The following is a 24,911-nucleotide window of genomic DNA, read 5'->3' as shown; positions in this document are numbered from 1 at the left end:
CGCTCGGCCTCGCGGCGCAGCACCGGCAGGTACTTCTCGCGCATGTCGGTCATCGTCACCTGGGCGGCGAACGCGCTGACCGACATCGCCGCGTGCGTGACGCCCGCCGAGTCCACCACCGGCACCGCCATCGTCCGCACGCCGAGCTCGAGCTCCTCGTCGGTGGTCGCGACCCCCTCCGCCCTGGTCGCCGCGATCCGCTCCTTGACCTCCTGGATCGTGACCACCGTGTTCGCGGTGAACCGGTCCCGCCGGGACTCGGTGATCACCGCGGCCGCCTCCTCCTCGGGCAGCGCCGCGAGCAGCACCCGCCCGGTCGACGACGCCCACAGCGGCAGCGTCGCACCGACCCGCACCCCGGCGGAGACGATCCGGGTCGACTCGGCGCGGGCGACGAACAGCGAGTCCGCCCCGTCCCGCACGGCCAGCGACGCCGACTGGTCCAGCTCGTCGCGGATCGCCGCCAGGCACGGCTCGGACAGCGTCGGCAGCGACGCGGTGCCGTGGTACGCCGAGGTCAGCCGGACCACCCGCGGCGTGGGCCAGTAGTACTTGCCGTCGTGCAGCAGGTAGCCCAGGTCGACCAGGGTGAGCAGGCAGCGCCGGGCCGCCGCCGGTGTGGTCCCGGAGTACTGAGCCGCCTCGGAGACGGTGAGCCGGGGCCGCCCCGGTCGGAACGACTCCAGGATGGCCAGGCCCTTGGCCAGCCCACCCATCGCCTCGGTCCGCGGCTCCTGCCGATCGTCCGCACGTACCACTCGCCGCCACCCATCGTCTGCTGACCGAGACGGCCCCATTCAATCAGGCGGGGGCCGGCCCGCCGTCGTGCGCGCCGGGCGAGACCGGGTGCGCCGAGCACCGTCGGGCGCTGGTTGACGGATCTTAGCGCCCGCGGCTAAGTTGAAAATCCTTCGCTTAGCGAAATATTCGTGAGAGTGCGACGCCATGGATGCCGTTGGCCACGAACAGGAGCCCGATGTGACGACGAAGCCACACCCCTCCACCGCGCGGCGGCGGGCCGGCCTGCTGGCCCTGCCCGCCTGCGTGGCCCTGGTGGCCGCCTGCGGCACCGGCGGTGCCGGAGCCGACCAGACGGTCGAGGAGTTCTACGCGGGCAACCAGGTCACCCTGGTCGTCACCCAGCCCCCCGGCGGCGGTTTCGACACCTACGCCCGCCAGTACGCCACCTGCATGCCGGCACACATCCCGGGCAGTCCGACCATCGTCGTCGAGAACATGCCGGGCGCCGGGAACATCGTCGGCATGAACTACCTCGACACCGCCGCCGCGCGCGACGGATCGGTGTTCGGGACCGGCGAGGGCAGCGTCGCCATCCAGCAGCTGCTCGGCGCCGAGGGCGTGCTGTTCGACATGGCCGACTTCCAGTACATCGGCATGCCCGATCCGCCGGTCAACATGGTGCTCGTGGCCCGCAGGGAGGCCGGCGTGGCGTCCATGGACCAGCTGCTCGACGGCAGCGGGACGCTCAAGATCGGCATCCCGGCACCCGGGTCGCTGCTGTCCGACCCGGCGATCCTGCTCCGGGACGTCATCGGGGCGAACGTCCAGCTGGTCCCGGGCTACGAGGGCACCGGCCCGCTCGGGCTCGCCACCGACCAGGGTGAGATCGACGCGTTCCTGGTGGGCGACTCCTCGCTGCTCGCCGAGTACTCCGACAAGCTGAGCAGCGGCGACTGGATCGCGCTCGCCCAGACCGCCGAGGCCGGCGAGTCGCCCAAGGGCGCCGAGCTGATCGGCGACGCCCCCAGCTTCGAGTCCCTCGCCGGCAGCGAGGACGACAAGCTCCTGATCCGGGTCGGGGTCAGCGACCGCACCTACCACCGGCCGTACTTCACCCCGCCCGAGGTCCCGCAGGACCGGTTCGACGCGCTGAAGTCCGCCTGGGAGGCGTGCAACGACGATCCGGCGTTCGTCGCCGACTCGGAGGCCGGCGGACGCCCGATCGACCCGGTCTCCGGCGAGGAGCTCGACGAGATCTACGCCGGGTTCCTGCGCGAGACCCCGCCCGCGGCGGCCGAGCGGCTCAAGCAGCTGCTCTCCGCCGACACCTGAGCCGCGGCCGCCCGCAGATGACAGTGCCCGCCGGGCCGCTCCCGGCCCCCGTCCCGGAACCGGTCGAGCTGCCCGCCGGCCGCACCGCGGTGCTCGCACTCGACCTGGGCCGGGGATGTGACGCCGGGTCCGATCCCGGCCATCCGATCCTGCCCGCGGTCAGGACGCTGCTCGACGCGGCCCGGTCGTCGTCGGTGCCGGTGCTGCACACGCTCTCCCGCGGGCTGCTCGGAACCGAACGCGGTGCGGTTTCCGAAGCACTCGGCGCCACCGACCGGGAGGAGGTGCTGTTCCCCGACGCCTTCGACAAGTTCCACGGCGGCGGCCTGCAGCAGCGCCTCGTCGCCGCCGGCGCCCGGGAGCTGGTTCTGACCGGCTCGTGGATCAGCCTCTGCGTGCTCTACACCGCGACGACCGCACTGCGCGAGCACCGCTACGACGTGGTGATCCCGCTGGACGCCGTCGCCTCCCCCACCCCGTACGAGTTCGAGTACTCGGTCCACCAGCTGACCAGGGTGGGCACGCTCGCCCCCGGCCTGACCGGACGTCTCCGGTGGACCCGCACCGATCTCCTGCGGTTCGCCCCGTGATCCCGACCCACCTCACGCGAAGGTGCTGACCATGCTCGACGCGCTGGGCTCCGGCCTGCTGATGCTCCTGACACCGGCGGTCCTGGCCTATCTCCTGCTCGGCGTCCTGATCGGCCTGCTGGTCGGCGTCCTGCCCGGGCTGGGCGGACCGGCCGCGCTCGCCCTGGTGCTGCCCTTCACCTTCGGGATGGAGACGGCGGAGGCGTTCGCGCTGATGCTCGGTCTGGTCTCCGTGGTGGCGCTCGCCGGCGACCTGACCGCGGTCCTGATCGGGGTGCCGGGCGAGGCCGTGTCGGCCGCCATGATCATGGACGGCTACCCGATGACGAAACGCGGCGAGGCCGGCCGGGCGCTGGGCATCATGCTCACCGCCTGCCTGGTCGGCGCCGTCTTCGGGCTCCTCATCATCCTGCTGCTGATACCGGTGATCAGACCGCTCGTCCTGCGGTTGCAGTCACCAGAGCTGTTCATGCTCACCCTGCTCGGCCTCAGCTTCGTCGCGGTGCTCAGCCGGGGCAGCAGGCTCAAGGCGCTGATCGCCGGCGGGATCGGGCTGCTGATCGCCACCGTGGGCATGGACCCGCAGACCGGCATCGCCCGGTTCACCTTCGGCGAGATGGGCCTCTGGGACGGCATCGGCATCGTGAGCGTCGCGATGGGCCTGTTCGCCATCCCCGAGCTGCTGCAGCTGTTCCTCAACTCCGGATCCGGCTCGACCCGGCCGATGGAGGTCGGCGGCGCCCGCCGGGGCGTGCTCGACGTCGTCCGGCACTGGTGGCTGACCCTGCGGTGCAGCGCACTCGGCGCGGCCGTCGGGATCGTCCCCGGGCTGGGCGGCGCGGCCGGCCAGTGGGTCGCCTACGGCTACGCGGTGCAGACCACCAAGGACAAGCGGCGGTTCGGCAAGGGTGCCGTCGAGGGCGTGATCGGACCGGCCGCGGCGAACAACTCGAAGGAGGGCGGCAGCCTCATCACGACGATCGCCTTCGGCCTCCCCGGCGGGACGATGATGGCGATCCTGCTCGGCGGCCTGCTCATCCAGGGCCTGGTGCCCGGACCGGCGATGCTCGACGAGCAGCTTCCGCTGACGATGTCGTTCCTCTGGATCATCCTGTTCGCCAACATCGTCGCCGTCGCGATCTGCCTCCCGCTGGCCGGCCGGATCGCGTGGCTGACCAACGCCAGGGCGTCCGTCCTGGTGCCGGTCATCACCGTCTTCATCTACGTCGGGGCGTTCGCCGAGGAGCGCCAGCTGGTCGACGTGTGGCTGATGCTGATCTTCGGGGCGATCGGCATCGTGATGGTCTCGTGCAACTGGCCGCGGCCGCCGCTCATCCTCGGGCTGGTGCTCGGCGACCTGGCGGAGCGCTACCTGTTCCGCTCGGTGGCCGGGGACGACTGGAACTGGGTGACGCGACCGAGCGTCATCGTCATCGCGGTGGTGATCGCGTTCGTCGTGCTCAGCGGCACCACCGGATTCGGCAGGGTGATCAGCAGGCGCGTCCGGCGGGCGGGCCCGGTGAAGGTGGGCGGGGAATGACCGACATGACCGAGACCGGCGGCCGGGCACGTCCGGCGGGCCTCCTCCCCCGGCTGCTGCGCGAGCTGGCGCCGGACGCCGTGGTGCTCGCGATCGCCGGGTACGCACTCCGGACCTCGTCGGGCTGGCCCTCGCAGGCCGCACTGTTCCCGCGCTACATCAGCATGGTGGTGATCGGCCTGGTCGCGATCCGGGTCGTGGTCGTGCTCGTGACCGAGCTCCGCCGCAGACCGGCCGGGACCGCCGACGCCGCGGGAGCCGCCGGCGGCCCCGGTGGCTCCGGTGGCGCCGGTGGCGCCGGTGACCCGGGCCGCGCCCCGGACGGCGCGGTCGCCGCGGAGGACGCCGGGCCGGACCCCTCGGCGACCGTGATGGACGTGCAGCTCGATCTCGCCGGCCAGGGCCGGCAGGTCGGCCTGCTGGTGCTGGTCCTCGCCCTCTTCGGGGCCGCCGTGCTCGGCCTCGGCTACGTGGTCGGCACCGCCGTGGCCTGCCTGGTCTACGTGCGGTTCATCGCCCGGGACAGCTGGCTGACCGCGCTGGTCACCACGGCGGCGCTGACCGCGATGGTCTGGGGACTGATCGAGTTCTTCAACCTGGACTTCCGGGTCGGGCTGTTCTTCTGAACCGCCGCGGCCGGGCCGGCACACGACGAGATCCGGAGCGAACAGGAGACCGATGAGACCGACGATCGTCACGCGGCGCCCGTGGATGCCGGTCCTGCACCGGATCAAGTACCGGATCGCGCTGAGCGGGCTGCCGGCCTGGCTCGGGTCCGACCGGGTGCAGGCGGTGCTGCGGCAGGTCGACCGGATCCCGGTCCGCCCGTTCCGGCACCGCTACATGCCGCGGACCGGGCCGCGGTCGCTGCAGATCCCGGAGCTGCCCGAGGCGTGGAAGGGCGAGCCCGGCGTGCCGCGCGACCGGACCGCCGCGGAGGCCGACATCGCGGCGCACGGCCGCCCGCCGACCTTCTTCAAGCTGCACCACGAGGCGTTCGCGCTGAACCTGCGGCAGAAGTGGCCGATGCTGCTGGGGCACCTGACCCGGCTCGGCAAGGACGTGCACGCGGCGATCGCCGAGCGCCCCGACGAGCCGGCCGTCGTCGCCACCCGGCGGGACCCGGCGGACCTCACCGCCGGGCTCAAGGAGCGGGCGGCGGAGATCGGCTTCTCGGCGATCGGGATCACCGCGCCCGACCTGACCGTCACCTACTCCGACCAGGACCTGCTCCCGCACGAGCGGCACGTCGTGGTGTGCGTGCTCGAGCCGAGCTGGGAGGCGACCCAGGCGATCCCCGGGCGGATCGGCGAGAACACCGAGTTCGCGACCGTGTTCCGGCTGCGCGAGCTGTGCCTGGAGCTGGCCGACCACCTCAACGCGCTCGGCTACCGCGCGCGCATCGACAACCCGCGGGTCGGGCACACCGTCGCCTACGGCGTCGAGGCCGGGCTGGGCCAGCTGGGCCTCAACGGCCAGCTCCTCACCCCGTTCGCCGGGTCCCGCGGCCGGCTGTCGCTGATCTTCACCGACGCCCCGCTGGTCGACGACGGCCCCCGGGACTTCGGGGTGCCCGCGCTGTGCGACGAGTGCCGGGTGTGCGTGCCGAACTGCCCGCCGCGGGCCATCCGGTCCCGGCGGGACTGGCACCACGGGGTCTACAAGGCGGCCGTGAAGCCGGAGCGCTGCTTCCCGGTCGTCACCACGTTCGACGGCTGCGGCATCTGCCAGAAGGTGTGCCCGGTGCAGCGGTACGGGCTGCCCGCGGTGATCGAGGAGTTCCACGCCACCGGGCGGATCCTCGGCAAGGGCACCGACGAGCTGGAGGGCTACTGGTGGCCCGGCGACGGCCGGTACTACGGCCCCGGCCAGGCTCCGCGGCCCGATCCGGAGATGCTGTCCCCGGAGGGCTTCGTCATGGACCCGGCGCGGACGGACTACGCGCCCGAGGTGAAGGCGCAGGGCCAGGACTACTACCGCAGGCGGGCGGTCGGCACCGTCGAGGACGACGACGCCGGATGACCGGGCACCGGTCCGGCGGGACGCGCACCGCGCCCCGCCGGACCCGGAGCTCACCAGCGGACCGGCAGCGACTCCAGGCCGTAGATGTTCGAGTCGTGCCGGAAGACCAGCTCGTCGCGGGGCACCGCGACCTGCAGCGTCGGCACCCGGTCGAACAGCGTGGTGAACACGATCCGCAGCTCGGCGCGGGCCAGGTTCGCGCCCAGGCACAGGTGCGGCCCGTAGCCGAACGCCAGGTGCCTGCGCGCCTCCTCGCGGTCCGGGTCGAGCTCCTCGGGGGCGGGGAACGCGTCCGGGTCGTGGTTCGCCGCGTCGGTGAGCAGCACGACGCCCTCCCCGGCCCGGATCCGGACGCCCGCCACCTCGATGTCCTCGGCGGCGACCCGGACCGTGACCCGCTCGGCGACGGTGAAGTGGCGCAGCAGCTCCTCCACCACGTCGGGCACCCGGTCGGGCTGCTCGCGGACCAGCTGGAGCAGGTGCGGACGGTCGAGCAGTGCGACGGTGCCGAGCGCGATCATGTTCGCGGTGGTCTCGTGCCCGGCGATCAGCAGCAGGATCGCGAGCTCGACCAGGTCGTCGTGCCCGGTGCCGGCCTCGATCTGCCTGCCGATGAGGTCGTCGGACGGCGCGGCCTCCTTGGCCGAGACCAGGCCGTGCATGTAGTCGCGCAGCTCGTCGACGGCGCCCGCCCGCTCCTCCCGGGACGCGGCGGCGGAGAGGAACCGGGCCGAGCGCGTCTCGAAGAACTCGTGGTCGTCGTAGGGCACCCCGAGCAGCGCGCAGATGACCAGCGACGGCACCGGGAGCGCGAGCAGCCGCACCAGGTCGGCCGGCTGCGGGGCGGCCAGCAGCGCGTCGATCCGCTCGTCCACGATCTGCTGGATCCACGGCCGCAGCGCGGCGATCCGCTTCGCGGTGAACTCGCCGACCACCGCGCGGCGGGCCGGCCCGTGCTCGGGCGGGTCCATCGCGATCATGTTGCGCGGCACGTCGGTCCGCCGGGGCGGCTGGCTGGTGGTGAACACCGGGAAGCCGGGCCGCCTGCGGTCCGAGCTGAGCCGGCTGTCGGCCAGCAGCGCCCGCACCTCGGCGTGCCCGGACACCGCCCAGACCCGGCTGCCGTCGAACAGTTCGGTGCGTGTGACCGGCGGGCTGTCGAGCAGCTGCGCGTAGTCCGTGGGCGGTTGCAGCGGGTCGGTCCGCGGTGCGGGGAACCGGCGCATCGGGCAGCCGCCCTCGTCCAGGGAGAGCGGAGCGGTCTCCGTCATCGTGGCTCCTCCTCGTGGGGTGTGGGACGGGAGAACGGCCGGGCGCCCGGTCGTGGGCGCCCGGCCGGCAGATCAGGGCAGGATCAGGACGGGGCCGGGGCCCCGGAGGCGGGCTCCGTACGGGGCTCCACCTCCTTGCGTTCCGCCAGCTCCTCCAGGTTCGCCCCGGTGGTGTTCCGGGTGAGCGCCAGCGGCACCGCGAGCAGCATGAAGATCACGCCGAGCACGATGAACGTCCCGGAGAAGCCACCGAGCGCGAACGCACCCAGCGCGACGTAGGGACCCGCGACGCCACCGAAGTCGCCGATGGTCTGCGGGATCGCACAGCCGCGGTTGCGGATCCGGGTCGGGAAGTGCTCCGCGGTGAGCAGGTAGAGCAGCGGCGCCGAGAGGCCGATGAACATGCCGATGCCGGCGAAGGCGAGCACGATCAGGGCGTTCGTCGGGAAGAAGGCCATCAGCAGCACGACCACGCCGCAGCCGATGGTCATCGCCATCGCCGAGTACTTGCGGGCCCAGCGGTCCGACACCATGAAGGCGACACCGGCACCGACGACGACACCGACGCTCTGGCCGATCGTCAGGGTGATGCTGGTGGTGATGTCGAAACCACGCTCGGTGAGCAGGGTGACGCCGAGGCCGAGCACCGACTTGACCGGGATCTGGATCCCGAACCAGATGATCGCGAACAGCAGGACCCAGCGCCGGTGCGGCGGCCGGAGCAGCTCCGCCCAGGTGCCGCCGCCGGAGGTGGCGGCCGCGCGGTCGGCGGCCACGTCGGGCTCGGGGGCCGCGAGCTCGCCGGGGATCCGGGAGCGCACGTAGGCCTCGGACTTCTCGACGATCTCCCGGGCCTCCTCGCCGCGGCCGTGCGCCACCAGCCAGCGCGGGGACTCGGGGAGGAAGCGGTAGCCGGTCAGGAAGATGATCGTGCCGAGCACCGGCACCAGGAGCACCAGCCGCCAGCCGTTGTCGAAGAACGGGATGATCGCCAGACCGATGAAGGGCACGCTCGCCATGCCGGCCATCGCCGGCATGATGCTGACCGCGACGTAGCGGCCGCGCTTGCCGGCCGGCGCCAGCTCGCTGAGGTAGGCGGCGATCGAGATCGTCGCCATCGCGCCGCCCATCACCGCGATGAACCGCATCGCGGTGAACATGGCGACGTTGGGGGCGAAGGCGGTCAGCGCCGAGCCGATGCCGTAGATCAGGGTGGCCATCAGGATGGCGGCCTTGCGGCCGAAGCGGTCGGAGACCCAGCCGCCGACCATGGTGCCGAGGATGGCGCCCCACATGGCGATGCTGACGATGGTCGCGGCCGCGGCGAAGCTGGAGCCGAACGCCTCGAGCGCCCCGGGGAGCGCGACACCGAGGTTGACACCCTCGAAGTAGGCGAAGAAGAAGCCGACGCCCGCCATCAGCAGGACGACGCGCCGGTACGGCCATATGGGCAGGCGGTCGATCCGCGCCCCTACCTCGTGTTCGGTGATCGACACAGTTGACTCCTCAACCCCGTTGTCGGTGTCGCGTGGTGGTCCGGGACGGCCCGCCGAGCAACGATTTCGCTCAGCGAATATTCTTCGGTAAGGGTAGAGAGCGGTGGGTACCTCGTCAATGCGCTCGAGGTGCCCTGCGGCGAATCCGGGGCGGCCGGGGCGGCCGGCCCGGGCGGCCCGGCGAAATGACGGCAGCATCGACCGGCCGGCGTCCGGGCGGGCCCACCGGAAGGAATGCGAAATCGACCGGTCGCGCATTTCCGAGCGAAACCGGAATGACCGCGGACGCGCGTGCCGGATCGGGCGACGACCCGGCCGGGCCGCGCCCGTCCACCGTCGGAGCACGCACCCGCCGGACGCTACGAAGCGTCCCCCCGGCCCACCAGCGATGCATTCCGGTGAGCGAACCGGTCCGCCCCGCCGACCCGACGAGCCCGAGGACGACAAAAACCTTGACACACCGGAGAGACCGGCACCACACTCGCCAGATGCGGTCCATTGAACGAACCGCCGGCCCTTCCGTCCTCGGGCGGGCGTTCTCCCTGCTCGACGTGCTGAGCACGGGGACGGGGTCGCTCGGCCTAGCCGAGCTGGCCCGGCGGGCGGACCTGCCGAAGGCCACCGCGTTCCGCCTGGCGAACCAGTTGATCGAGCTCCAGGTGCTGGAGCGCGTCGGGTCGGAGTACCAGCTCGGCGTGAAGCTCTTCGAGCTCGGCACCGGGACCCGCAACCAGGAGCTGCGCGAGGTCGCGCTGCCCTTCCTGGAGGACCTCTACGAGGCCGTGCACGAGACCATCCATCTCGCGGTGATCGACGGCAGCGAGGTGCTCTACGTCGAGAAGATCGTCGGGCGGCGCACCTGCGCGGCCTCCTCGGCCCGCGGGGCCCGCAAGCCGATGTACACCACCGCGCTCGGCAAGGCGATGCTCGCGTTCGCCGGCCCGCGGATGCTGGAGACCGTCGTGCAGAACGGCCTGGTCCGGCGCACGCCCTACACGATCTCGACGCCGGGGCGGCTGCACCAGGACCTGCAGCGGATCCGCGAGTCCGGGGTCGCCTACGACCGCGAGGAGCACGATCTCGGCATCACCTGTGTGGCCAGCCCGCTGCTGGACCGGCAGGGCCGCAGCCGCGGGGCCATCTCGGTCACCGGGCCGACCACCCGGTTCAAGCCGGAGCGGTTCGCCCCGGCGGTCCGCACCGCCGCGCTCGGCCTGAACCGGCGCTGGCTGGAGATCGGCCGCCCGGACGACCCGGACGGCTGAGACGACCCGGTCGGCCGGGACTGACCCGGACGGCCGGGACTGACCCGGACAGCCGCGGCGACCCGGGGCCAGGGCCGGGTACGAACAGGGGCGGCCCCGCGTGCGGGACCGCCCCGGGCCGGTGCGGCCGGGCCGGTCGGGCCCGGCCGGTCACGGTCGGTTCGCGGCCAGTCCGCGGTCGGTCCGCGCTCAGGTCGCGGCCGGTTCGCGGTCAGGTCCCGCTCAGGTCGCCGCCAGGTCGACGACGTAGTCGGGCGCCATCGCCTCGCGGTCCGGCTCGCCGCGCATCAGCACCGTCTCCAGCACCCATCCGCCCAGGCCGGGCCCGGTGTCGTGGTAGCGGAAGGCGGCCCCGCCGCCGAACAGGTCGGCGCCCATCACGACCGGCGCGCCGGCCGCGTCGAGATGCTTGGCGGTGCCCTCGAAGGCGGCCTCGTCGGTCGTGGCGTGCAGCTGGATGTGGTGCACCCCCGGCCCGACGACGTCGCGGAAGTCCCGGTTGTAGTGGCTCGGCCCCAGGGTCGGCTGGATGATCTCGAAGCCGAAGTCGGAGATCTGGGTGCGCGCGGTGAAGTACTCGTGCTCCACCGGGCCGCCCTGGTAGGTGGCGTTCTCCAGCCGGCCCGGCTCGGTCCGCCAGTTCCGGATCTTCCAGCTGCCCAGGCCGAGCAGCCGGTCGTACTCCGGGAGCGTGGCCATCAGGTCGTCCACCACGACGCCGAAGTGGTTGACGCCCTGCACCTCCACCGGTCCCTCCCCCGCGGACCGGCGGGCCGGGGTCCACCGGTCGGTGACGGCGAGCTCGTCGCCGCCGGGGCGCAGCGGCACCCGGATCTCGACCAGGTAGCCGCCCAGGGCGGCGCGGGTGTCGACGAAGTGCCGCTCCAGCGTGCCGTCCAGGGTGAGCGAGCCGGCGATCGCGAGCCCGGCGCCGGCCAGCTCGTCGCGCAGCCGGGCGAACTCCTCGGGGCCCTGCACCGCGACGGTGAGGTGGCTGATGCCCTGCCCTCGGACGAACCGGAACTCCTGGAACGGGCTCTCCCCGCGCAGCGGCTGGACCAGCTCGAACGTCACCGGCACGATCGGCGTGCCGAGCGCGGTGGTGGCGCCCTCCGGCGGCGCGGTGGTGCCGGTGGCGGTGCGGAAGGTCGGGGTGACCGGCCGCCCGTGCGCGGTCGCCGCGTCCACCCGGTCCGGGCCGAACTCGCGCACCTCCCACTCGTCGATGCCGAGCATCTCGGCGTAGGCGGCCGTCGCCGCCTCCAGGTCGCGCACGACGACGCCGATCGCGTACAGCCGGTCGACCGGCAGCAGTCCGGTCATCGGTTCCACTTCCTTCCGTTCGGGAGGCGGGTCAGGCGGGCCAGACGACGGTCTGCGACCAGGCGTCGGACTCCTCGGGCGCCCACCGGTCGTACAGGTGGACGAAGGACCGGTGGTGGTAGAACTCCATGCCGTTGGCGCCGATCCCGCGCGGGACGCCGGACCGGTTCCCGCCGCCGGCGACGGCGCCGGAGGCGCGGGCCTCCAGCCGCAGCCGCCAGTGCAGGTCGTAGCGGATCTGGTCGGTCCACAGCTCCAGCAGCACGATGTCCTGCGGGTGCTCCAGCCCGCGGTAGGCCCGGAACTGAAGGCAGCCCGGCTCGCGCCGGGTCTCCGCCGCGGCCTCCGGGCTGCCCGGCCACGGGCCGTGGTCGGCCGGGTCGGAGCTGCTCAGGCTGATCGCGCGGACCGCGCCGGACGACGGCCAGCGGATGGTGCGCGGCTCCTCGCCGCGCCCCTCCGGGACCCAGACGCCGTCGGCCCGGTCGAAGCGGGCGTGCCGGTAGAACTCCGAGCCGGCCGCCGCGTCGCCGGGGGCCGGCGCGGACAGCAGCGCGCGGGTGGTCTTCTCCTCGCGCACCGCCGCCCAGTTCGCGGCGTAGGCCGCCTCGTCCGACCAGAGCTCGAGGACGACCACCCGCTCCGGGGCGTCGACCGCCCGGAACACCGCGGCCTCGGTGCACCCCTGCGCGGCGCGGCTGCGCGCCGCCCAGGAGACCAGGTCGTCGTCGGTGCTGTCGACGGACTCCCGCTCGTGCAGGACCCGTACCGTCACGCGTCGTCCTCGTCGATCAGGACGGCGTCCGCCGGGCAGAGCCGGGCACCCTCCCGGACCGCGGGCCACAGCGCCTCGGCCGGGTTGGGGTCGGTGACGTCGGCGATGCCCTCGTCGTTCACCTCGAACACGTCGGGTGCGGCGGCCTCGCAGAGGCCGTGGCCCGCGCACAGCCACTCGTCGACGGAAACCTTCATCGTCTTTCCTCTCCGGGGAGGCGGTTCAGAACAGGATCGCGAGGTTCGACGACTCGAGCACCGGGGACGGGTAGTAGATCCGCCGCTCCTCGAGCTTCCAGTCGTCCTCCTCGATGTTCACGGTGTCGACCCGGCGGACCACCCAGCGGTCGCTCTGGTTGGCGAACCGGCTGCGGTCCACCGTCGACACCGACCGGATCACGCAGCGGCCGTCGGCGACCGACTCGACCTGCACGTTCGAGATCGCGTGGATGGTGCGGCTGGACGGGTTGTCGGTCCAGGACATGCGGTGGCGCATCTTCTCCACCCGCATCCGCAGCGCCTCGTAGTCCTCGTCGAGGAAGGCGACGCCGTCGTCGTAGGTGGAGTACTCCCGGTCGAACTCGGTCGACTTGCGCACGAAGCGGGTCGGCATCCAGTACCGGATCTCCGGCGAGAGCCACATCAGCCACTGCTCGAAGTGGGCCTCGTCGAGCAGCCACGCCTCCTGGTAGAGGCACTCGCAGACCTGGCGGTAGAAGTCGCCGTCGGTGCCGCGGTCGAGGGTCTGGGGTCGCACGGTGTCGCTCTCCGTCCGCATCAGGGCTTCGCCATCAGCTCGTGCCAGCGGGTCAGGAAGGCGCGCTGGCCGTAGTCGTTGAAGCCGCCGTCGTAGGCGTCGGGGACGCCCGGGCGCTGCACGACCTGCTCGCGGCCGAAGCCCATCTGGTAGTTGAACGGCAGCCGGGAGGCGACCACGCCCTGGCAGGCCGCGGTGGCCTGCTCCCAGTTCTCGCCGTCGTCCTCCTCGAAGAAGCCGCCCGGGCCGAAGTGCTGGTCGGCGTGCCGGCGGACCCACGCCTTGACGTCGTCCGGCGCGTTCTTGTCGACCAGAGGGATCAGCCAGACCTCGGTCTCCATCGGGCCGCGCGGGTGGAACAGGTGGATCGTCTGGGCGCTGGAGTGGAACCCGGCGTTGGGGAAGACGTTGGCGTTGTACCGACGGATCTGCCGGGCCCGGAACTCGCCCAGGTGCGACGCCGTGAGCTCGCGGTTCTCGTAGAGGTAGCGGGCCAGCGGGTTGTCCAGCTTCGGCGGCTCCCCGTTGTCCGGGCGGCGGTCGCTCCAGTTCACCGCGTGGCCGTGGTCGCTGGTCAGCGTGCCGCCGGTGTCGAGGACCTCCTCCGGCTTGTCCCGGTCGTCGTCGCCGTTGCGCGGGGTGGCGATCGCGGTGTGCCCGACGTCCAGCGCGGACCGGTGCGTGGTCCCGCCGTGGTAGAGGTCGCCGCCGGAGTTCTCGGCGCCGAACTTCCAGTTCATCTTGATGTTCCAGCGCAGGAAGCCGTTGCCGGCGACCTCCACGCCGCCCGGGCGCGGATCGAGGCTGACGTCGAGGATGTAGGCGAAGTCGCCGAGGAACTCCGCCAGCGGCGGCGCCGTCGGCTCGAAGGTGGCGAAGACCAGGCCCTTGTACAGCTCGACGCGCGCCGGGTGCAGCCCCCACTGCCGCTTGTCGATGTCGTTGCCGTAGACCTCCTCGAAGTGCGGCGCACCCTTGAAGGCGCCGTCCACGTCGTAGGTCCAGCCGTGGTACTGGCACATGAAGGCCCGGGTGTTGCCGATCTCGGCCCGGCAGACCTTGTTGCCGCGGTGCCGGCAGCTGTTCAGCAGGACCCGCACCTCGCCCTCGCGGTTACGGACGACGATGACCGATTCCTCGCCCATGTAGGACTCGATGAAATCGCCCGGGCGGGGAATCTGGGTGTCGTGTGCGACGACCAGCCAGGAACGGGCGAAAACCCTTTCCTGCTCCAGCCGGTACAGCACCGGATCCGCATAGATCCGACGGTCCACGAGACCATTGTCGAGAAGACCAGCAGATTCGCTGATCAGGTCGGCGGACGCCGACGTCACCGCATTCATGGTTCGGACTCCCTCACCCGTGACCGGGGGACATGATGAACGAGACGGCGTGCGGGGTGATGTCCGGATCCGTCGGAACCGCACCGTTGCCGTGCCGCTTTCCTCGACCATGGTGACCGCGGAGTTTCCGCCCGCCAAGCGGATCGTGTCGCTGAACGAAACGCCTGCGCCGCCCGGACCGCTGAGCGGGACGCGGGGGAAGCGGTCCGGGGCCCGGACCTGGTACGAGAGAGGTACGCGCCGCGACGACGCTGCGACCACCACCGAGGTGACACCGTGACCACGAGTTCCACCGCTCTCCGTGACCGTCCCGTCCCGGCACCGGCCGCCGCGGCGCGGTCCCCCGAGGACCCGGTCGACCGCCGCTTCACCGCACTGGTCCCGCCGCCCTACCGCCCGGTGCTGGGCGGCTCCGGCCATCCGCTGGAGCGCGCGGTGCAGGTCGGCCGGTTCGGACCGGCCGAGGTGCACGTGATGCCCGCCGGCGACCGGGCGGCGGTGGACCGGCTGCCGTCGGCGGTGACCGTCTCGGTGATCCTGCCGCTGACCGGCTGGATCGACGTCCGGCACCTGCACCGCTCGTTCACCGCGGTGCCCACCCGGTCGATCGCGGTGCTCTCCCCCGGCTCGCCGTTCCTGCTGCGCTGGCCTGCGCACACGTCCAGCCTGGCGCTGTGCGTCGACATCGCCGCGCTGACCGAGCGGCTCGAGGCGCTGCTGCCCGAACGGCACCGGTCCGGGCCGCTGCGGTTCACCCCGCACGTGGTCGGGGCGGCGCACCGCGATGTCGTCGCCGGCACGGTGCAGCTGCTCGCGCAGGCGGCCGGGGCGTCCGGCCGGCTGACCCGGCTGCTCGGGTCGCAGGCGCTGGACACCCTGCTGCTGGCGCTGCCGCACAGCCACTCGGCGGCGCTCGCCGAGCCGACCACCACCGCGTCCGGCGCGGCGGTGCGCGACACGGTCGACCGGATCGTCGCCGAGCAGGCGGCGCACTACACCGTCGGCGAGCTCGCCGAGCTGGCCGCGGTCAGCCTGCGCACCCTGCAGGCCGGGTTCCGCGCCGAGTACGGCTGCACCCCGCAGCAGTACCTGCGGCGCTCCCGGCTGGCGAAGGCGCACGCCGACCTGGAGGCCGCCGACCCGGCGGGCGAGATGACCGTCGGCGACATCGCGGCGCGCTGGGGCTTCTACCACCTCGGCCGGTTCGCGGCGAGCTTCCGCGAGCGCTTCGGGGAGACGCCGTCGGAGGTGCTGCGGCGGTCCTGACCAGGGCCGGGCCCGGGCGGCGGTGCTGCCCGGGCCCGGTCTCAGGCCACCGAGTCCGTGCGCTCCGCCGGTCCGGCGACCGCGTCCGGCGTCACCGGGCCGGTCAGGTCCGCGGCCAGCCGCACCCGCAGCTGGTCGACGGCCCGGCACCCCTCGCGCAGGGCGGCCGCGGCCAGCCGCTCCAGCTCGGTCCGGTGATCGGACCAGGCCCGCGCGACCTGCGGATCGGGGAGGAGCCGCAGGCCGGCGCCGGGCCGGTGCTCGCTCACCATGTCGCGAAACCCCCGTCCACCGGTAGTTCGGTGCCGGTCACGAAGGTGGACCGGTCCGAGCATAGCCACAGCGCGGCGTCCGCGACCTCCTCCGGGGCCCCGAGCCTGCCGATCGGGTGCAGCGCGGTGGCCCGGGCCCTGGCGTCCTCGGCGGTCTGCAGGTACGCGGTGAGCGGCGGGGTCTCGATCATGCCGGGACAGATGGTGTTGATCCGGATCCGCTCCGGGGCGTGGTCGATCGCGGCCGACCGGCCGATCCCGACGACGGCGTGCTTCGCCGCGCAGTAGATCCCGTTGCGCGGGTAGCCGAGGATCCCGGCGCCCGACGACAGGTTCACGATCGATCCGCCGCCGCGCCGGCGCAGGGCCGGGATCTGCGCGCGCATGCAGTGGAAGACGCCCCAGAAGTCGACCTCCACCACGCGCCGGGCGAGCTGCTCGTCCAGCTCGGTCAGCTCCGAGTCGGGCGGGTAGAACGCGGCCCCGTTGACGGCGGCGTCGAGCCCGCCGAAGCGCTCCTCGGCGAGTGCGACGAGCCCGTTCACCGCCTCCGGGTCGGTCAGGTCACCGGGTGCGGCCACCACCTCGGCGCCGGCCGCGCGGGCCCGGTCGGCCGCCTCCTCCAGCTCCGCGGCGCGGACGTCGGTGAGCAGCAGCCGGGCCCCGGCGGCGGCGAACGTCGTCGCGATCACCGCGCCGATGCCGCCGCCTGCGCCGGTCACGAACACGACCTTGTCCTGCAGATCCATAGCTTCTCCTCGTCGAGTGCCGGATGTCGGGTGCTGGTACTGGAGGTACTGGAGGTACTGGAGGTACTGCTGCTGGTGCTGGTGTTGCTGGTGGTGGTGCTGGTACTGCTGCCGGTGCCGGGGCGGCCGGTCAGCGGGCCGGTGCGCTGCCCGCGGTCGGCCGCGGCGCGTCCGCGGCGGGACCGGCCGGCGCCTCCAGCTCGGCGATCCGGTCCGGGCCGAGCTGCAGGTCGACCGCGGGCAGCAGCTCCTCGAACTCGGCGACGGACTCCGGCCCGACGATCACCGAGGCGATCCCGGGCCGGCTCAGCGCCCAGGCCAGCGCCACCTGCGCCGAGCTCGTCCCCCACCGCTCGCTGCACGCGACGACGTGCTCGGCCAGCGCCAGCTCGGCCGCGCTGTGCCCGGGCCCGCCCCACCGCGCCCCGCCGGAGTACCGGCGGAAGCGGCCGTCGCCGGCGAACAGCCCGCCGCCCAGCGCCCCGAACACGACCGTGTCGATCCCGAGGTGCCGGCCGGCCGGGAGCATCTCGCGCTCCGGGTCGCGGCGGCTGAGGCTGTACCGGATCTGGTGGCAGACCGGCTCGTGCAGGCCCAGCCGGCGGGCGGTGAGCACGGCCTCGGCGAGCCGCCAGCCCGGGTAGTTGGACAGCGCGTAGTAGCGGATCTTGCCCTGCCGGATGAGCAGGTCGAAGGTCGCCAGGGTGTCCTCGATCCGGGTCAGCGGATCGGGCCGGTGGGCGTAGTAGATGTCGATGTGGTCGGTGCGCAGCCGGCGCAGGCTGCGCTCGACCAGCCGCATGACGTGCAGCCTGCTGAGCCCGCCGCCGTCGTAGCTGCCGTCGTTCGGCCCGTCCCCCACCGGTTCGGACACCTTCGTCGAGAGCACGAACTCGTCGCGGCGGCCGGCGATCGCGCGGCCGACGATCTCCTCGGCGGACTCCCGCTGCGCCGCGGCGGGCACGCCCTCCCGGTCGAACCGGGGCTGGTTGCCGTAGGAGTTCGCGGTGTCGATCAGGTTGATGCCGGCGTCGGCCGCGCGGGCCACGAACGCGGTCGCCTCGGCGGCCGTCGGTGCGACGCCGAACAGGGCGGTGCCGAGCGCGAGCTCGGAGACGCGGACCCCGGACGAGCCCAGCAGCCGGTACCTCATCGTTCCTCCGGGCGGATCGGGATCCGGACACCGGGGACTCTGCCGCGCCGCCGCGGGCCGCACCACGATCTCGTTCCGCTGAACGGACTGCGGGACCGCGGCCCCGCCCCGGCCGGAACCGTTCAGTCGCTGCTGGCCCGGTGCGCGATCCACCTGCGCCCCAGGCCGAGCGCCGCGGTGCGCACGGCGGCGGCGATCCGCTCGGGCTGGAACCGGGTGGTCGGCCCGCTCACCGACAGCGCCGCCCGGCCGCGGCCGTGCGCGTCCAGCAGCGGGCTCGCGACACAGGTCAGCCCGAGCTCGTACTCCTCGCGGTCGAACGCCAGCCCGGTCTCCCGGATCCGGGCCAGCTCCTTGTTCAGCAGGCCGGGCGCGACGACCGTGTACGGGGTCTGCCGGGCCAGCCCGCCCTCGACCAGCGTCGCGAGCACCCGGGGCCCGGAGTGGGCCAGGATCGCCTTGCCGATCGCCGTGCAGTACAACGGCCTCCGGGTCCCCCGGGCGGTCGGCACGGCGGTGCTGTTCCGGCCGGCGATCCGCTCCACGTAGAGCACCTCGCCGCCGTCGACGACCCCGAGATGGACCGTCTCCCGGACCGCCTCGTACAGGTCCTCCAGGTAGGGCATCGCGACGTCGCGCAGCTCCTGGTGCCGGGTGCCGGTGCCGAGCTCGAACAGCTTCTGGCCGAGGTGGTAGTCGGTGCCGACCCGGTCGATCACCTGCAGCTCGGCGAGCTGGGCGGCGAGCCGGTGCACGGTGGCCTTCGGCAGGCCGGACCGGCGGGCCATCTCGGCCAGCCCGATCCCGGACGCCTCGGACCCCAGCACCTCGAGCAATGCGAACGCCCGGCTCAGCACGGAGTCGAGGGTCCGCTCAGTGGACCGCATACCTTGGGAGTCTCCGGCCCCGACGGTCATGCTGTCAATCATGGGCGGCCGTACCGGTCACCCGGTTCACCGCCGAACGCTCCCTGGACCGGAAGGGCATCCGCACCATGACAGCCACGGTCGACGACCTGCTCCTGCACTTCGAGATCCAGCAGGCGCTCTTCGACGAGGCCCGCCTGCTCGACGAGATGCGCTTCCAGGAATGGCTCGCCTGGGTCTCCGAGGACGTCCGGTACTGGATGCCGCTGCGGGTGGTCCGGAAGGCGACCGAGACCGGCATCGAGTACGGCCGCCAGGGCGACGACGTCGGCTACTTCGACGACGACCACGCCTCGCTGAGCATGCGGGTCAAGAAGTACGGCCACACCATGTCCTGGTCGGACAATCCGGCCGCGCGGGTGGTCCGGGCGGTGACGAACGTGCAGGTCGAGCGGCTCGACGACGGCACCGTCGCGGTCCGCTCGGTGCTGGTCGTGCACCGCGCCCGGTTCGCCCAGCAGAACGACACCTGGAACGTGGCCCGGCACGACGTGCTCGAACCGGGGACGAGCGGCTGGCGGCTGCGCCGCCGCGAGGTTCTCGCACCCGAGAGCGTACTGAGGTCGTCGAACCTCGACGTCCTGTTCTGAGGAGGGCCCACCAGTGGGAGGAGAACCGCTGCAGTGATGCGCATCAACGAAGCGGAGAGCGTGCACGACACGCTGGCGAACCTGCCGAAACTGCTCGACGAGGGCCTGTCCGACCGGCGGATCTACAGCGATCCGGAGATCTACCGGATGGAACAGCGCCGGATCTTCGCGCGGTCCTGGCTGGTCGTCGCGCACGAGAGCCAGATCCCGGCCCCGGGGGACTTCATGGAGTCCTTCATGGGTGAGGAGTCGGTGATCGTGAGCCGGAACCGCGACGGCGAGGTCCGGGTCATGCTGAACAGCTGCCGGCACCGCGGCAACAAGGTGTGCCGCACCGAGACCGGCAACGCCACGTCGTTCATGTGCCCGTACCACGGCTGGACCTACGACTCGAACGGCGACTTCGTGACCGCACCGCGGTTCGACGCGGTCTACAAGGACTCGGTCGACCGGTCCCGGTGGGGTCTGCTGCGCGCGCGGGTGGAGAGCTACAAGGGCCTGATCTTCGCGACGTTCGACGCCGACCAGGTCCCGCTGACCGACTACCTGGGCGACTTCACCCTGGTCCTGGACCTGTTCCTGGACCGCTACCCGGGCGGGGTGCAGGCCGAGCCGGGCGTCGTGCGCTGGACGATGAACTCCAACTGGAAGTTCGGCGCCGAGAACTTCGGTGGCGACAACTACCACGCGCTGACCACCCACTTCTCCGCGCAGGACGTCGGGCACCGGCCGGACGGGGGCGGGCGGCCCGCCAAGCGCAAGGCGGTGCCGGACGGCTTCACGATGGTCTCCGACGAGCGCGGGCACAGCCTCAACGCGACCCTGCGCGTCCCCGGCGCCGAGCCGGACCGGGGCGACCCGGTCAGCCGGTTCCACGCCGACCACCTCGATCTCGCGATCGAGCACATGGGCCGCTACCGGGCCCAGGAGATCACCCGCGGGAACGCGAACCTGTTCCCGAACGCGTCGTTCTCGCTGCGCTCGCGCCAGATCCACCTCTGGCACCCGCGCGGACCGGAGGAGACCGAGATCTGGCTGATCACCTTCAGCGACACGATCATGCCGGAGGACCTGCGCCGGGAGGCCCGCATCGCGGCGTCGCACCACTTCGGCCCGGCCGGCATGTTCGAGCAGGACGACGGCGAGAACTGGGAGCAGAGCACGCTGTCCTGCAACGGGGTGGTCGCCTCCAGCCTGCCGCTCAACTACCAGATCGGGCGCGGCTACGAGCAGGTCGTGAGCGGCGAGGGCCTGCCGGACCGGCTCGACGGGATCTACACCGAGTACGGCCAGCTGGCGATGTTGCGCCGCTGGTCGGCCCTGATGCTCGAACCCTGACCCAGCACCGACGAGACCAAGCGAGGTCACCGATGACCGCACCCGACACCGACGGCGGGAGCCCGCCGGCCACCGGGTCCTGGACCGACGTCTGCTCGGTCGACGACGTCGACGTCGACGACGTCGTCCGGGTCCGCAACGAACCGCCGGTCGCCGTGGTGAACGCCGACGGCGACTTCTACGCGGTCCGCGACATCTGCACGCACGAGGACTTCCCGCTGTCCGAGGGCCTGGTCTGCGACCGGCGGATCGAGTGCTCGTTCCACGGCGCCGCGTTCGACCTGGTCACCGGCGAGACCGACAGCCTGCTCGCCGAGGGCCCGGTCGCGACCTACCCGACCCGGGTGGTCGACGGCCGGGTGCACGTCCTGCTCCCCGGCTGAGATCGCCGTTCCGCTCACCGACACGCGTTCCTGGCCGTCCGCCCGGCACTGCTGGATCGTGCCGGTGAGTGACGGCGAACACGCCCGCACCCTTCGACGCCGGGCGGGTCCGCACGGCCGGGCCCGCCGCCCAGCACCACCCACCCGGCACCCCCGGACCCGGGATCGTCCGTACCGGACGCCCGAGGGGATCCGTGCCCGTCCACTGGAGGTATCCATGCTCACCGTGGGAGTAGCGCTCTCGCACGCACCGGCGATGTTCGTCCCGATCGACGAGTGGCCCGCCCTGCACAAGGAGCTGACGGGTGACGTGCCCCAGCCGGCCGGCCTGGCGGACGAGACGCCGGAGGCCAACGCCGCCGCCAAGGAGCGCATCGACGCCGGCCTGGACCACCTCGCCAAGACGCTGGAGGCCTCCCGGCCGGACGCCGTCATCATCGTCGGCGACGACCAGAGCGAGGTCTTCGGGCACGCGTTCAACCCGACCCTGGCCGTGTACTGCGGCAAGCAGGCCGAGGGCCACACGCTGCGCCGCTACAAGGGCAAGGACAACGGCCTGGACCACCACCTGACGCTCAACTGCGACAACGAGTTCGGGTTCCAGCTCGCCACCAGCCTCACCGAGCGCGGCTTCGACCCGGCCGTGATGACCGAGATCAAGCCGCTCACCAAGCCGGAGGGCATCGGGCACGCCTTCACCCGGCCCGCGCACCGCCTCGGGCTCGCCGACGCCGGCACCCCGATCGTCCCGGTGTTCCTCAACGGCTACCACGACCCGATGCCCACCGGGCGTCGCTGCTGGGAGCTCGGCCTGGCCATCCGGGAGATCGCCGACGCCACCGACAAGCGGATCGCGATCATGGCCTCCGGCGGGCTGTCGCACGACCCGCTCGGCCCGCGCGCCGGCTGGATCGACCACCGGCTCGACCGCTGGGTGCTCGACCGGATCGCGAGCGACCGCGCCGAGGACCTCACCAACCTGTTCGCGTTCGACTCCGACACGCTGCGCGGCGGCAGCGGCGAGATCCGCGCCTGGATCACCGTGGCGGCCGCCTTCGCCGGGACCCGCGCCGAGGTCGTCGACTACATCCCGGTGCACCACTCGGTCACCGGGCTCGGCCTCGCCACCTGGGGCGCCTCGGCCTGAACCCCCCCTCCCCAACCGGCCCGGCGGCCGCGGACAGCCTTCCGCGGCCACCGGGCCGGACCCGCATACCGCACCATCCCGAGGAGTCCCGTGGGTGAGCCCCTGCACCATCTGATCGTCGGCGGCAACGCGGCCGGCGTGGCCGCCGCGTTCGCCATGCGGCGGGCCGGTTTCGACGGCACGATCACGATCGCCGACACCGGCACCGAGCTGCCCTACGAGCGCCCGGTGCTGTCCAAGGCGCTGGTCGGGTCCGGCGACGTCCGCCCGATCGCGGCCGCCGAGAAGTACGCCGAGCAGGGTGTCGAGCTGCTGCTCGGCACCCGGGTCGCGGCGATCGACCCGGCCGCCGCGACCGCCCGGCTCGACGACGGCACGACCCTGCCCGCCGACCGGATCGTGCTCGCCACCGGCGTCTCGGCCCGGCCGCTGACCGTCCCGGGCGCCGATCTCGGCGGGATCCTGTCGCTGCGCGACGTCGCCGACGCCCGGCAGCTGGCCGCCGCCATCGCCGCGGGCGGGCCGCTCGTCGTCGTCGGTGGCGGGTTCATCGGGCTGGAGGTGGCCGCCGTCGCCCGCGACGCCGGCTGCGCCGTCACCGTGGTCGAGCTGGCCCCGCAGCTGCTCGGCCGGGTGCTGCCGGCGCCGCTGGCCGACGCCGTCGTCGAGGTGCACCGGGCAGCCGGCGTGCAGTTCCGCACCGGCGTCACCGTCGAGTCGTTCCGGGGCGACGGCACCGTCTCCGAGGTGGTGCTGTCCTCCGGCGAGCGGCTGCCCGCCGCGTTCGCCGTGGTCGGCGTCGGCGTCGTGCCGAACGACGGCCTGGCCCGCGACGCCGGGCTGCGCTGCGACGGCGGGATCGTCGTCGACGGCTGCGGCCGCACCTCCGATCCGCGGGTGCTCGCCGCCGGTGACGTCGCCGTCCAGCCGCACCCGCACCTGGCCGCGCCCGGCCGGATCGAGCACTGGGACAACGCCCAGCAGCAGGGTGCCGCGGCCGGCGCGACGGCGGCCGGGGTGCCGACCGTGCACGAGGCCGCGCCGTACTTCTGGTCCGAGCAGTACGGCCTGATGCTGCAGATGATCGGCAGGCCGCACCCGGGCGACGAGCTCGTGCTGCGCCCGGACACCGGTCCGCGCCGGTTCGTCGCGTTCTGGCGGCGCGGCGAGCAGGTCGTCGCCGCCGCCGGGCTGGGCGCCGCCCGCGAGATGGCCGCCGCCCGCCGGATCGTCGGTCGGGGTGCCGAGATCCCGCGCGAGCTGCTGATCGATCCCGGGGCCGACCTGCGCAAGCTGGCCCGCGCATAGCCGTCGCCCGGCACGACAACGGACCGGCCCGGTGGGGGATCCCCCACCGGGCCGGCCCGTTGTCGTGCGTGCGGTCAGATCAGCGCGTTGACCGCGGGTGCGGCGGCGTTGCGGGCACCGCCGTAGAGGTCGTCGATGAACCCGGAGTCGTCGACGTCGCGCAGGTAGCTGGTGTCCCAGATCTCCATCGGGCCGATGAAGTTGGACCGGTCGTCCTTGAGGGTGTCGAGCTGGTAGACGTTCCAGATCGCCAGCGGGTGCGGGTAGGGCTTCGGGCTCAGCGCCGGCGACCAGTACTCCTGCAGGTGCGCGATGTCGGCCGGGTCCTCGATCCCGATCAGCGGGGCGAGGTGGGTCTGCAGGATCTCCCGGGTCTCCTGCGGGCGGGTCTTGAAGAAGTGGATCGCCTCGATCATCGACCGCAGGTAGGCGCGGGTGAGCTCCTCGTTCTCCCGGACCCAGTCCCGGTTCGAGCAGATCGTGGTGTTGTGGATGACCGGCATCGGGGGCAGGTCGAGCACGTGCAGCCCGCGCTGGGTGGCGAACCGGTCGAACGGCACGTCGACCGCGGCCGCGGACGCCTCCCCGGCCAGCACCGCCTCCACCGCACGACGCGCGACGCCGGTGCCCTGCTCCTTCCACACGTCGAAGTCGACCTTCTCGACGTCCACCCCGGCGTGCGCGAGCGCGCTGCGGAAGTTGCCGTAGACGCACGGCGCCGCGGTGCTGACGATCACCCGCTTGCCGGCCAGGTCGGTCAGCTGCCCCACCTCGTCGGTGGCGACGAGCGCGTCGTCCCAGTCGTTCTGGGCCTGGGCCAGGTAGACGAACCGCTTGTCGCCGCGGGCCCGGTAGGCGTAGGTCTCGTGGTGCAGGCCGCTCATGAAGTGGTACTCGCCGGCCAGCACCTTCGGCCCGCGCTCGTTCATCTCGATCCGCGGCTGGCCGGGGACGTCGGCGTTCGCGATGTGCGTGACCAGGTCGAAGCCGTGCTTGTCGGTGACGCCGCTCTCGCGCCAGACGTAGCCCAGTGCCATGTGCGAGATGTCGCTGCAGAGCATCCGGACGGTGGTGTCGCCCATGAGGTCCTCTCTCCGTTGGGGGGTTACAGGGGTGGGTCAGGCGTCGTCGACCAGGCGCAGGGCCTTGGCCGGGCAGCGCCGGACCCCCTTGCGGGCGGCGGGCAGTGCCTCCGGACCGGGCTCGGGTTCGAGGATCCGCACCTTCTGGTCCACGACCTCGTACACGTCCGGGGCCGCGGCGACGCAGTTGCCGTAGGCCAGGCACTTGTCCTCGTCGGCTTCGATTCGCATGGCGCTCATCAG

Annotated in this window: 26 protein-coding genes; 12 read left to right on the top strand and 14 right to left on the bottom strand. The window is 72.8% G+C overall.

Features of this window, described 5'->3' with window-relative positions; all coding sequences use genetic code 11:
• Window positions 1–716: IclR family transcriptional regulator domain-containing protein (locus ABD160_RS04815; RefSeq protein ID WP_344018665.1), on the bottom strand; the 716-nt coding region annotated here is incomplete at its 3' end.
• A gap of 262 nt (window positions 717–978) precedes the next feature.
• Between ABD160_RS04815 and ABD160_RS04810 the strand changes: the two genes are divergently transcribed.
• From ABD160_RS04810 to ABD160_RS04790, 5 genes are read left to right on the top strand one after another with little or no spacing between them, the layout of a single operon-like run.
• Entirely contained in the window at window positions 979–2,073 is a 1,095-nt protein-coding gene (locus ABD160_RS04810) for a Bug family tripartite tricarboxylate transporter substrate binding protein (protein WP_344018662.1), read from the top strand.
• Between the two features lie 17 nt (window positions 2,074–2,090).
• Window positions 2,091–2,663 (top strand): isochorismatase family protein, encoded by a 573-nt coding sequence (locus tag ABD160_RS04805; RefSeq protein WP_344018660.1) that lies wholly within the window; start codon window positions 2,091–2,093, stop codon window positions 2,661–2,663.
• A 31-nt stretch (window positions 2,664–2,694) separates the two neighbouring features.
• Window positions 2,695–4,203: a tripartite tricarboxylate transporter permease gene (locus tag ABD160_RS04800; RefSeq protein WP_344018658.1), complete on the top strand. Its 1,509-nt coding sequence runs from the start codon at window positions 2,695–2,697 to the stop codon at window positions 4,201–4,203.
• Window positions 4,200–4,829 (top strand): hypothetical protein, encoded by a 630-nt coding sequence (locus ABD160_RS04795; protein ID WP_344018657.1) that lies wholly within the window; start codon window positions 4,200–4,202, stop codon window positions 4,827–4,829. The genes ABD160_RS04800 and ABD160_RS04795 overlap by 4 nt, the downstream gene beginning before the upstream one ends.
• A gap of 52 nt (window positions 4,830–4,881) precedes the next feature.
• Window positions 4,882–6,225, top strand: coding sequence for a 4Fe-4S dicluster domain-containing protein (locus ABD160_RS04790; protein ID WP_344018655.1), 1,344 nt, complete (start codon window positions 4,882–4,884; stop codon window positions 6,223–6,225).
• Window positions 6,226–6,275: 50 nt separating this feature from the next.
• Here ABD160_RS04790 and ABD160_RS04785 read toward each other — a convergent pair whose 3' ends face one another.
• Both ABD160_RS04785 and ABD160_RS04780 read right to left on the bottom strand, forming a co-directional pair.
• Window positions 6,276–7,496, bottom strand: a complete 1,221-nt coding sequence (locus ABD160_RS04785; protein ID WP_344018653.1) for a cytochrome P450 — start codon at window positions 7,494–7,496, stop codon at window positions 6,276–6,278.
• An 83-nt stretch (window positions 7,497–7,579) separates the two neighbouring features.
• Window positions 7,580–8,992, bottom strand: a complete 1,413-nt coding sequence (locus tag ABD160_RS04780) for an MFS transporter (protein WP_344018651.1) — start codon at window positions 8,990–8,992, stop codon at window positions 7,580–7,582.
• Between the two features lie 488 nt (window positions 8,993–9,480).
• On the opposite strand from ABD160_RS04780, the gene ABD160_RS04775 reads away from it, so the two are divergent.
• Window positions 9,481–10,257, top strand: a complete 777-nt coding sequence (locus tag ABD160_RS04775; protein WP_344018649.1) for an IclR family transcriptional regulator — start codon at window positions 9,481–9,483, stop codon at window positions 10,255–10,257.
• A gap of 222 nt (window positions 10,258–10,479) precedes the next feature.
• On the opposite strand, the gene ABD160_RS04770 is transcribed toward ABD160_RS04775, so the two are convergent.
• From ABD160_RS04770 to ABD160_RS04750, 5 genes are read right to left on the bottom strand one after another with little or no spacing between them, the layout of a single operon-like run.
• Complete coding sequence (locus ABD160_RS04770; RefSeq protein ID WP_344018647.1) at window positions 10,480–11,580, bottom strand: VOC family protein; 1,101 nt, start codon at window positions 11,578–11,580, stop codon at window positions 10,480–10,482.
• Window positions 11,581–11,611: 31 nt separating this feature from the next.
• Window positions 11,612–12,355 carry an antibiotic biosynthesis monooxygenase gene (locus ABD160_RS04765; RefSeq protein WP_344018646.1) on the bottom strand — a complete coding sequence of 248 codons (744 nt, stop codon included), beginning with the start codon at window positions 12,353–12,355 and terminating at the stop codon, window positions 11,612–11,614.
• Window positions 12,352–12,552 carry a ferredoxin gene (locus ABD160_RS04760; RefSeq protein ID WP_344018644.1) on the bottom strand — a complete coding sequence of 67 codons (201 nt, stop codon included), beginning with the start codon at window positions 12,550–12,552 and terminating at the stop codon, window positions 12,352–12,354. Before ABD160_RS04760 ends, ABD160_RS04765 begins: the two co-directional genes overlap by 4 nt.
• A 25-nt stretch (window positions 12,553–12,577) precedes the next feature.
• On the bottom strand, window positions 12,578–13,111 hold the full coding sequence (locus ABD160_RS04755; protein ID WP_344018641.1) for an aromatic-ring-hydroxylating dioxygenase subunit beta: 534 nt from the start codon (window positions 13,109–13,111) through the stop codon (window positions 12,578–12,580).
• A 20-nt stretch (window positions 13,112–13,131) separates the two neighbouring features.
• The gene (locus tag ABD160_RS04750; protein ID WP_344018639.1) at window positions 13,132–14,385 is read right to left on the bottom strand and encodes an aromatic ring-hydroxylating oxygenase subunit alpha; all 1,254 of its coding nucleotides are present in this window, start codon (window positions 14,383–14,385) and stop codon (window positions 13,132–13,134) included.
• 345 nt (window positions 14,386–14,730) lie between these two features.
• Between ABD160_RS04750 and ABD160_RS04745 the strand changes: the two genes are divergently transcribed.
• Complete coding sequence (locus tag ABD160_RS04745) at window positions 14,731–15,720, top strand: helix-turn-helix transcriptional regulator (RefSeq protein WP_344018637.1); 990 nt, start codon at window positions 14,731–14,733, stop codon at window positions 15,718–15,720.
• A gap of 41 nt (window positions 15,721–15,761) precedes the next feature.
• On the opposite strand, the gene ABD160_RS04740 is transcribed toward ABD160_RS04745, so the two are convergent.
• The 4 genes from ABD160_RS04740 to ABD160_RS04725 all read right to left on the bottom strand — a co-directional run bounded on the left by ABD160_RS04740 (window position 15,762) and on the right by ABD160_RS04725 (window position 18,781).
• The gene (locus tag ABD160_RS04740) at window positions 15,762–15,992 is read right to left on the bottom strand and encodes a hypothetical protein (protein ID WP_344018635.1); all 231 of its coding nucleotides are present in this window, start codon (window positions 15,990–15,992) and stop codon (window positions 15,762–15,764) included.
• A complete protein-coding gene (locus ABD160_RS04735) occupies window positions 15,986–16,741 on the bottom strand; it encodes an SDR family NAD(P)-dependent oxidoreductase (protein ID WP_344018634.1) in 756 nt (251 codons plus the stop codon). Before ABD160_RS04735 ends, ABD160_RS04740 begins: the two co-directional genes overlap by 7 nt.
• Window positions 16,742–16,871: 130 nt before the next feature.
• Window positions 16,872–17,894 (bottom strand): aldo/keto reductase, encoded by a 1,023-nt coding sequence (locus ABD160_RS04730; RefSeq protein ID WP_344018632.1) that lies wholly within the window; start codon window positions 17,892–17,894, stop codon window positions 16,872–16,874.
• Between the two features lie 122 nt (window positions 17,895–18,016).
• A complete protein-coding gene (locus ABD160_RS04725; protein ID WP_344018631.1) occupies window positions 18,017–18,781 on the bottom strand; it encodes an IclR family transcriptional regulator in 765 nt (254 codons plus the stop codon).
• On the opposite strand from ABD160_RS04725, the gene ABD160_RS04720 reads away from it, so the two are divergent.
• The 5 genes from ABD160_RS04720 to ABD160_RS04700 all read left to right on the top strand — a co-directional run bounded on the left by ABD160_RS04720 (window position 18,730) and on the right by ABD160_RS04700 (window position 23,586).
• Window positions 18,730–19,410, top strand: coding sequence for an aromatic-ring-hydroxylating dioxygenase subunit beta (locus ABD160_RS04720; protein ID WP_344018629.1), 681 nt, complete (start codon window positions 18,730–18,732; stop codon window positions 19,408–19,410). The genes ABD160_RS04725 and ABD160_RS04720 overlap by 52 nt on opposite strands.
• Before the next feature lie 36 nt (window positions 19,411–19,446).
• On the top strand, window positions 19,447–20,748 hold the full coding sequence (locus tag ABD160_RS04715; RefSeq protein WP_344018627.1) for an aromatic ring-hydroxylating oxygenase subunit alpha: 1,302 nt from the start codon (window positions 19,447–19,449) through the stop codon (window positions 20,746–20,748).
• Window positions 20,749–20,780: 32 nt separating this feature from the next.
• Window positions 20,781–21,131, top strand: a complete 351-nt coding sequence (locus ABD160_RS04710) for a Rieske 2Fe-2S domain-containing protein (protein WP_344018625.1) — start codon at window positions 20,781–20,783, stop codon at window positions 21,129–21,131.
• A 217-nt stretch (window positions 21,132–21,348) separates the two neighbouring features.
• Window positions 21,349–22,278 carry a DODA-type extradiol aromatic ring-opening family dioxygenase gene (locus ABD160_RS04705; protein ID WP_344018623.1) on the top strand — a complete coding sequence of 310 codons (930 nt, stop codon included), beginning with the start codon at window positions 21,349–21,351 and terminating at the stop codon, window positions 22,276–22,278.
• A 90-nt stretch (window positions 22,279–22,368) separates the two neighbouring features.
• The gene (locus ABD160_RS04700; protein ID WP_344018621.1) at window positions 22,369–23,586 is read left to right on the top strand and encodes an NAD(P)/FAD-dependent oxidoreductase; all 1,218 of its coding nucleotides are present in this window, start codon (window positions 22,369–22,371) and stop codon (window positions 23,584–23,586) included.
• Window positions 23,587–23,660: 74 nt separating this feature from the next.
• On the opposite strand, the gene ABD160_RS04695 is transcribed toward ABD160_RS04700, so the two are convergent.
• Window positions 23,661–24,668 carry an ABC transporter substrate-binding protein gene (locus ABD160_RS04695; RefSeq protein WP_344018619.1) on the bottom strand — a complete coding sequence of 336 codons (1,008 nt, stop codon included), beginning with the start codon at window positions 24,666–24,668 and terminating at the stop codon, window positions 23,661–23,663.
• 36 nt (window positions 24,669–24,704) lie between these two features.
• Window positions 24,705–24,908, bottom strand: coding sequence for a ferredoxin (locus tag ABD160_RS04690; RefSeq protein ID WP_344018617.1), 204 nt, complete (start codon window positions 24,906–24,908; stop codon window positions 24,705–24,707).
• Window positions 24,909–24,911: the final 3 nt, after the last annotated feature.

It is taken from the genome of Pseudonocardia kongjuensis, from assembly GCF_039526905.1.
In the GTDB taxonomy this organism is placed as follows: Bacteria; Actinomycetota; Actinomycetes; order Mycobacteriales; family Pseudonocardiaceae; genus Pseudonocardia; species Pseudonocardia kongjuensis.
This window is presented reverse-complemented; position numbering and strand designations above follow the sequence as displayed.

Bases quoted from the DNA above. Each gene is read 5' to 3' on its own strand.
- ABD160_RS04805 (WP_344018660.1), top strand. From the start codon at position 2,091: ATGACAGTGCCCGCCGGGCCGCTCCCGGCCCCCGTCCCGGAACCGGTC.
- ABD160_RS04800 (WP_344018658.1), top strand. From the start codon at position 2,695: ATGCTCGACGCGCTGGGCTCCGGCCTGCTGATGCTCCTGACACCGGCG.
- ABD160_RS04795 (WP_344018657.1), top strand. From the start codon at position 4,200: ATGACCGACATGACCGAGACCGGCGGCCGGGCACGTCCGGCGGGCCTC.
- ABD160_RS04790 (WP_344018655.1), top strand. From the start codon at position 4,882: ATGAGACCGACGATCGTCACGCGGCGCCCGTGGATGCCGGTCCTGCAC.
- ABD160_RS04785 (WP_344018653.1), bottom strand. From the start codon at position 7,496: ATGACGGAGACCGCTCCGCTCTCCCTGGACGAGGGCGGCTGCCCGATG.
- ABD160_RS04775 (WP_344018649.1), top strand. From the start codon at position 9,481: ATGCGGTCCATTGAACGAACCGCCGGCCCTTCCGTCCTCGGGCGGGCG.
- ABD160_RS04770 (WP_344018647.1), bottom strand. From the start codon at position 11,580: ATGACCGGACTGCTGCCGGTCGACCGGCTGTACGCGATCGGCGTCGTC.
- ABD160_RS04760 (WP_344018644.1), bottom strand. From the start codon at position 12,552: ATGAAGGTTTCCGTCGACGAGTGGCTGTGCGCGGGCCACGGCCTCTGC.
- ABD160_RS04740 (WP_344018635.1), bottom strand. From the start codon at position 15,992: ATGGTGAGCGAGCACCGGCCCGGCGCCGGCCTGCGGCTCCTCCCCGAT.
- ABD160_RS04735 (WP_344018634.1), bottom strand. From the start codon at position 16,741: ATGGATCTGCAGGACAAGGTCGTGTTCGTGACCGGCGCAGGCGGCGGC.
- ABD160_RS04730 (WP_344018632.1), bottom strand. From the start codon at position 17,894: ATGAGGTACCGGCTGCTGGGCTCGTCCGGGGTCCGCGTCTCCGAGCTC.
- ABD160_RS04720 (WP_344018629.1), top strand. From the start codon at position 18,730: ATGCGAACGCCCGGCTCAGCACGGAGTCGAGGGTCCGCTCAGTGGACC.
- ABD160_RS04725 (WP_344018631.1), bottom strand. From the start codon at position 18,781: ATGCGGTCCACTGAGCGGACCCTCGACTCCGTGCTGAGCCGGGCGTTC.
- ABD160_RS04715 (WP_344018627.1), top strand. From the start codon at position 19,447: ATGCGCATCAACGAAGCGGAGAGCGTGCACGACACGCTGGCGAACCTG.
- ABD160_RS04710 (WP_344018625.1), top strand. From the start codon at position 20,781: ATGACCGCACCCGACACCGACGGCGGGAGCCCGCCGGCCACCGGGTCC.
- ABD160_RS04705 (WP_344018623.1), top strand. From the start codon at position 21,349: ATGCTCACCGTGGGAGTAGCGCTCTCGCACGCACCGGCGATGTTCGTC.
- ABD160_RS04695 (WP_344018619.1), bottom strand. From the start codon at position 24,668: ATGGGCGACACCACCGTCCGGATGCTCTGCAGCGACATCTCGCACATG.
- ABD160_RS04690 (WP_344018617.1), bottom strand. From the start codon at position 24,908: ATGAGCGCCATGCGAATCGAAGCCGACGAGGACAAGTGCCTGGCCTAC.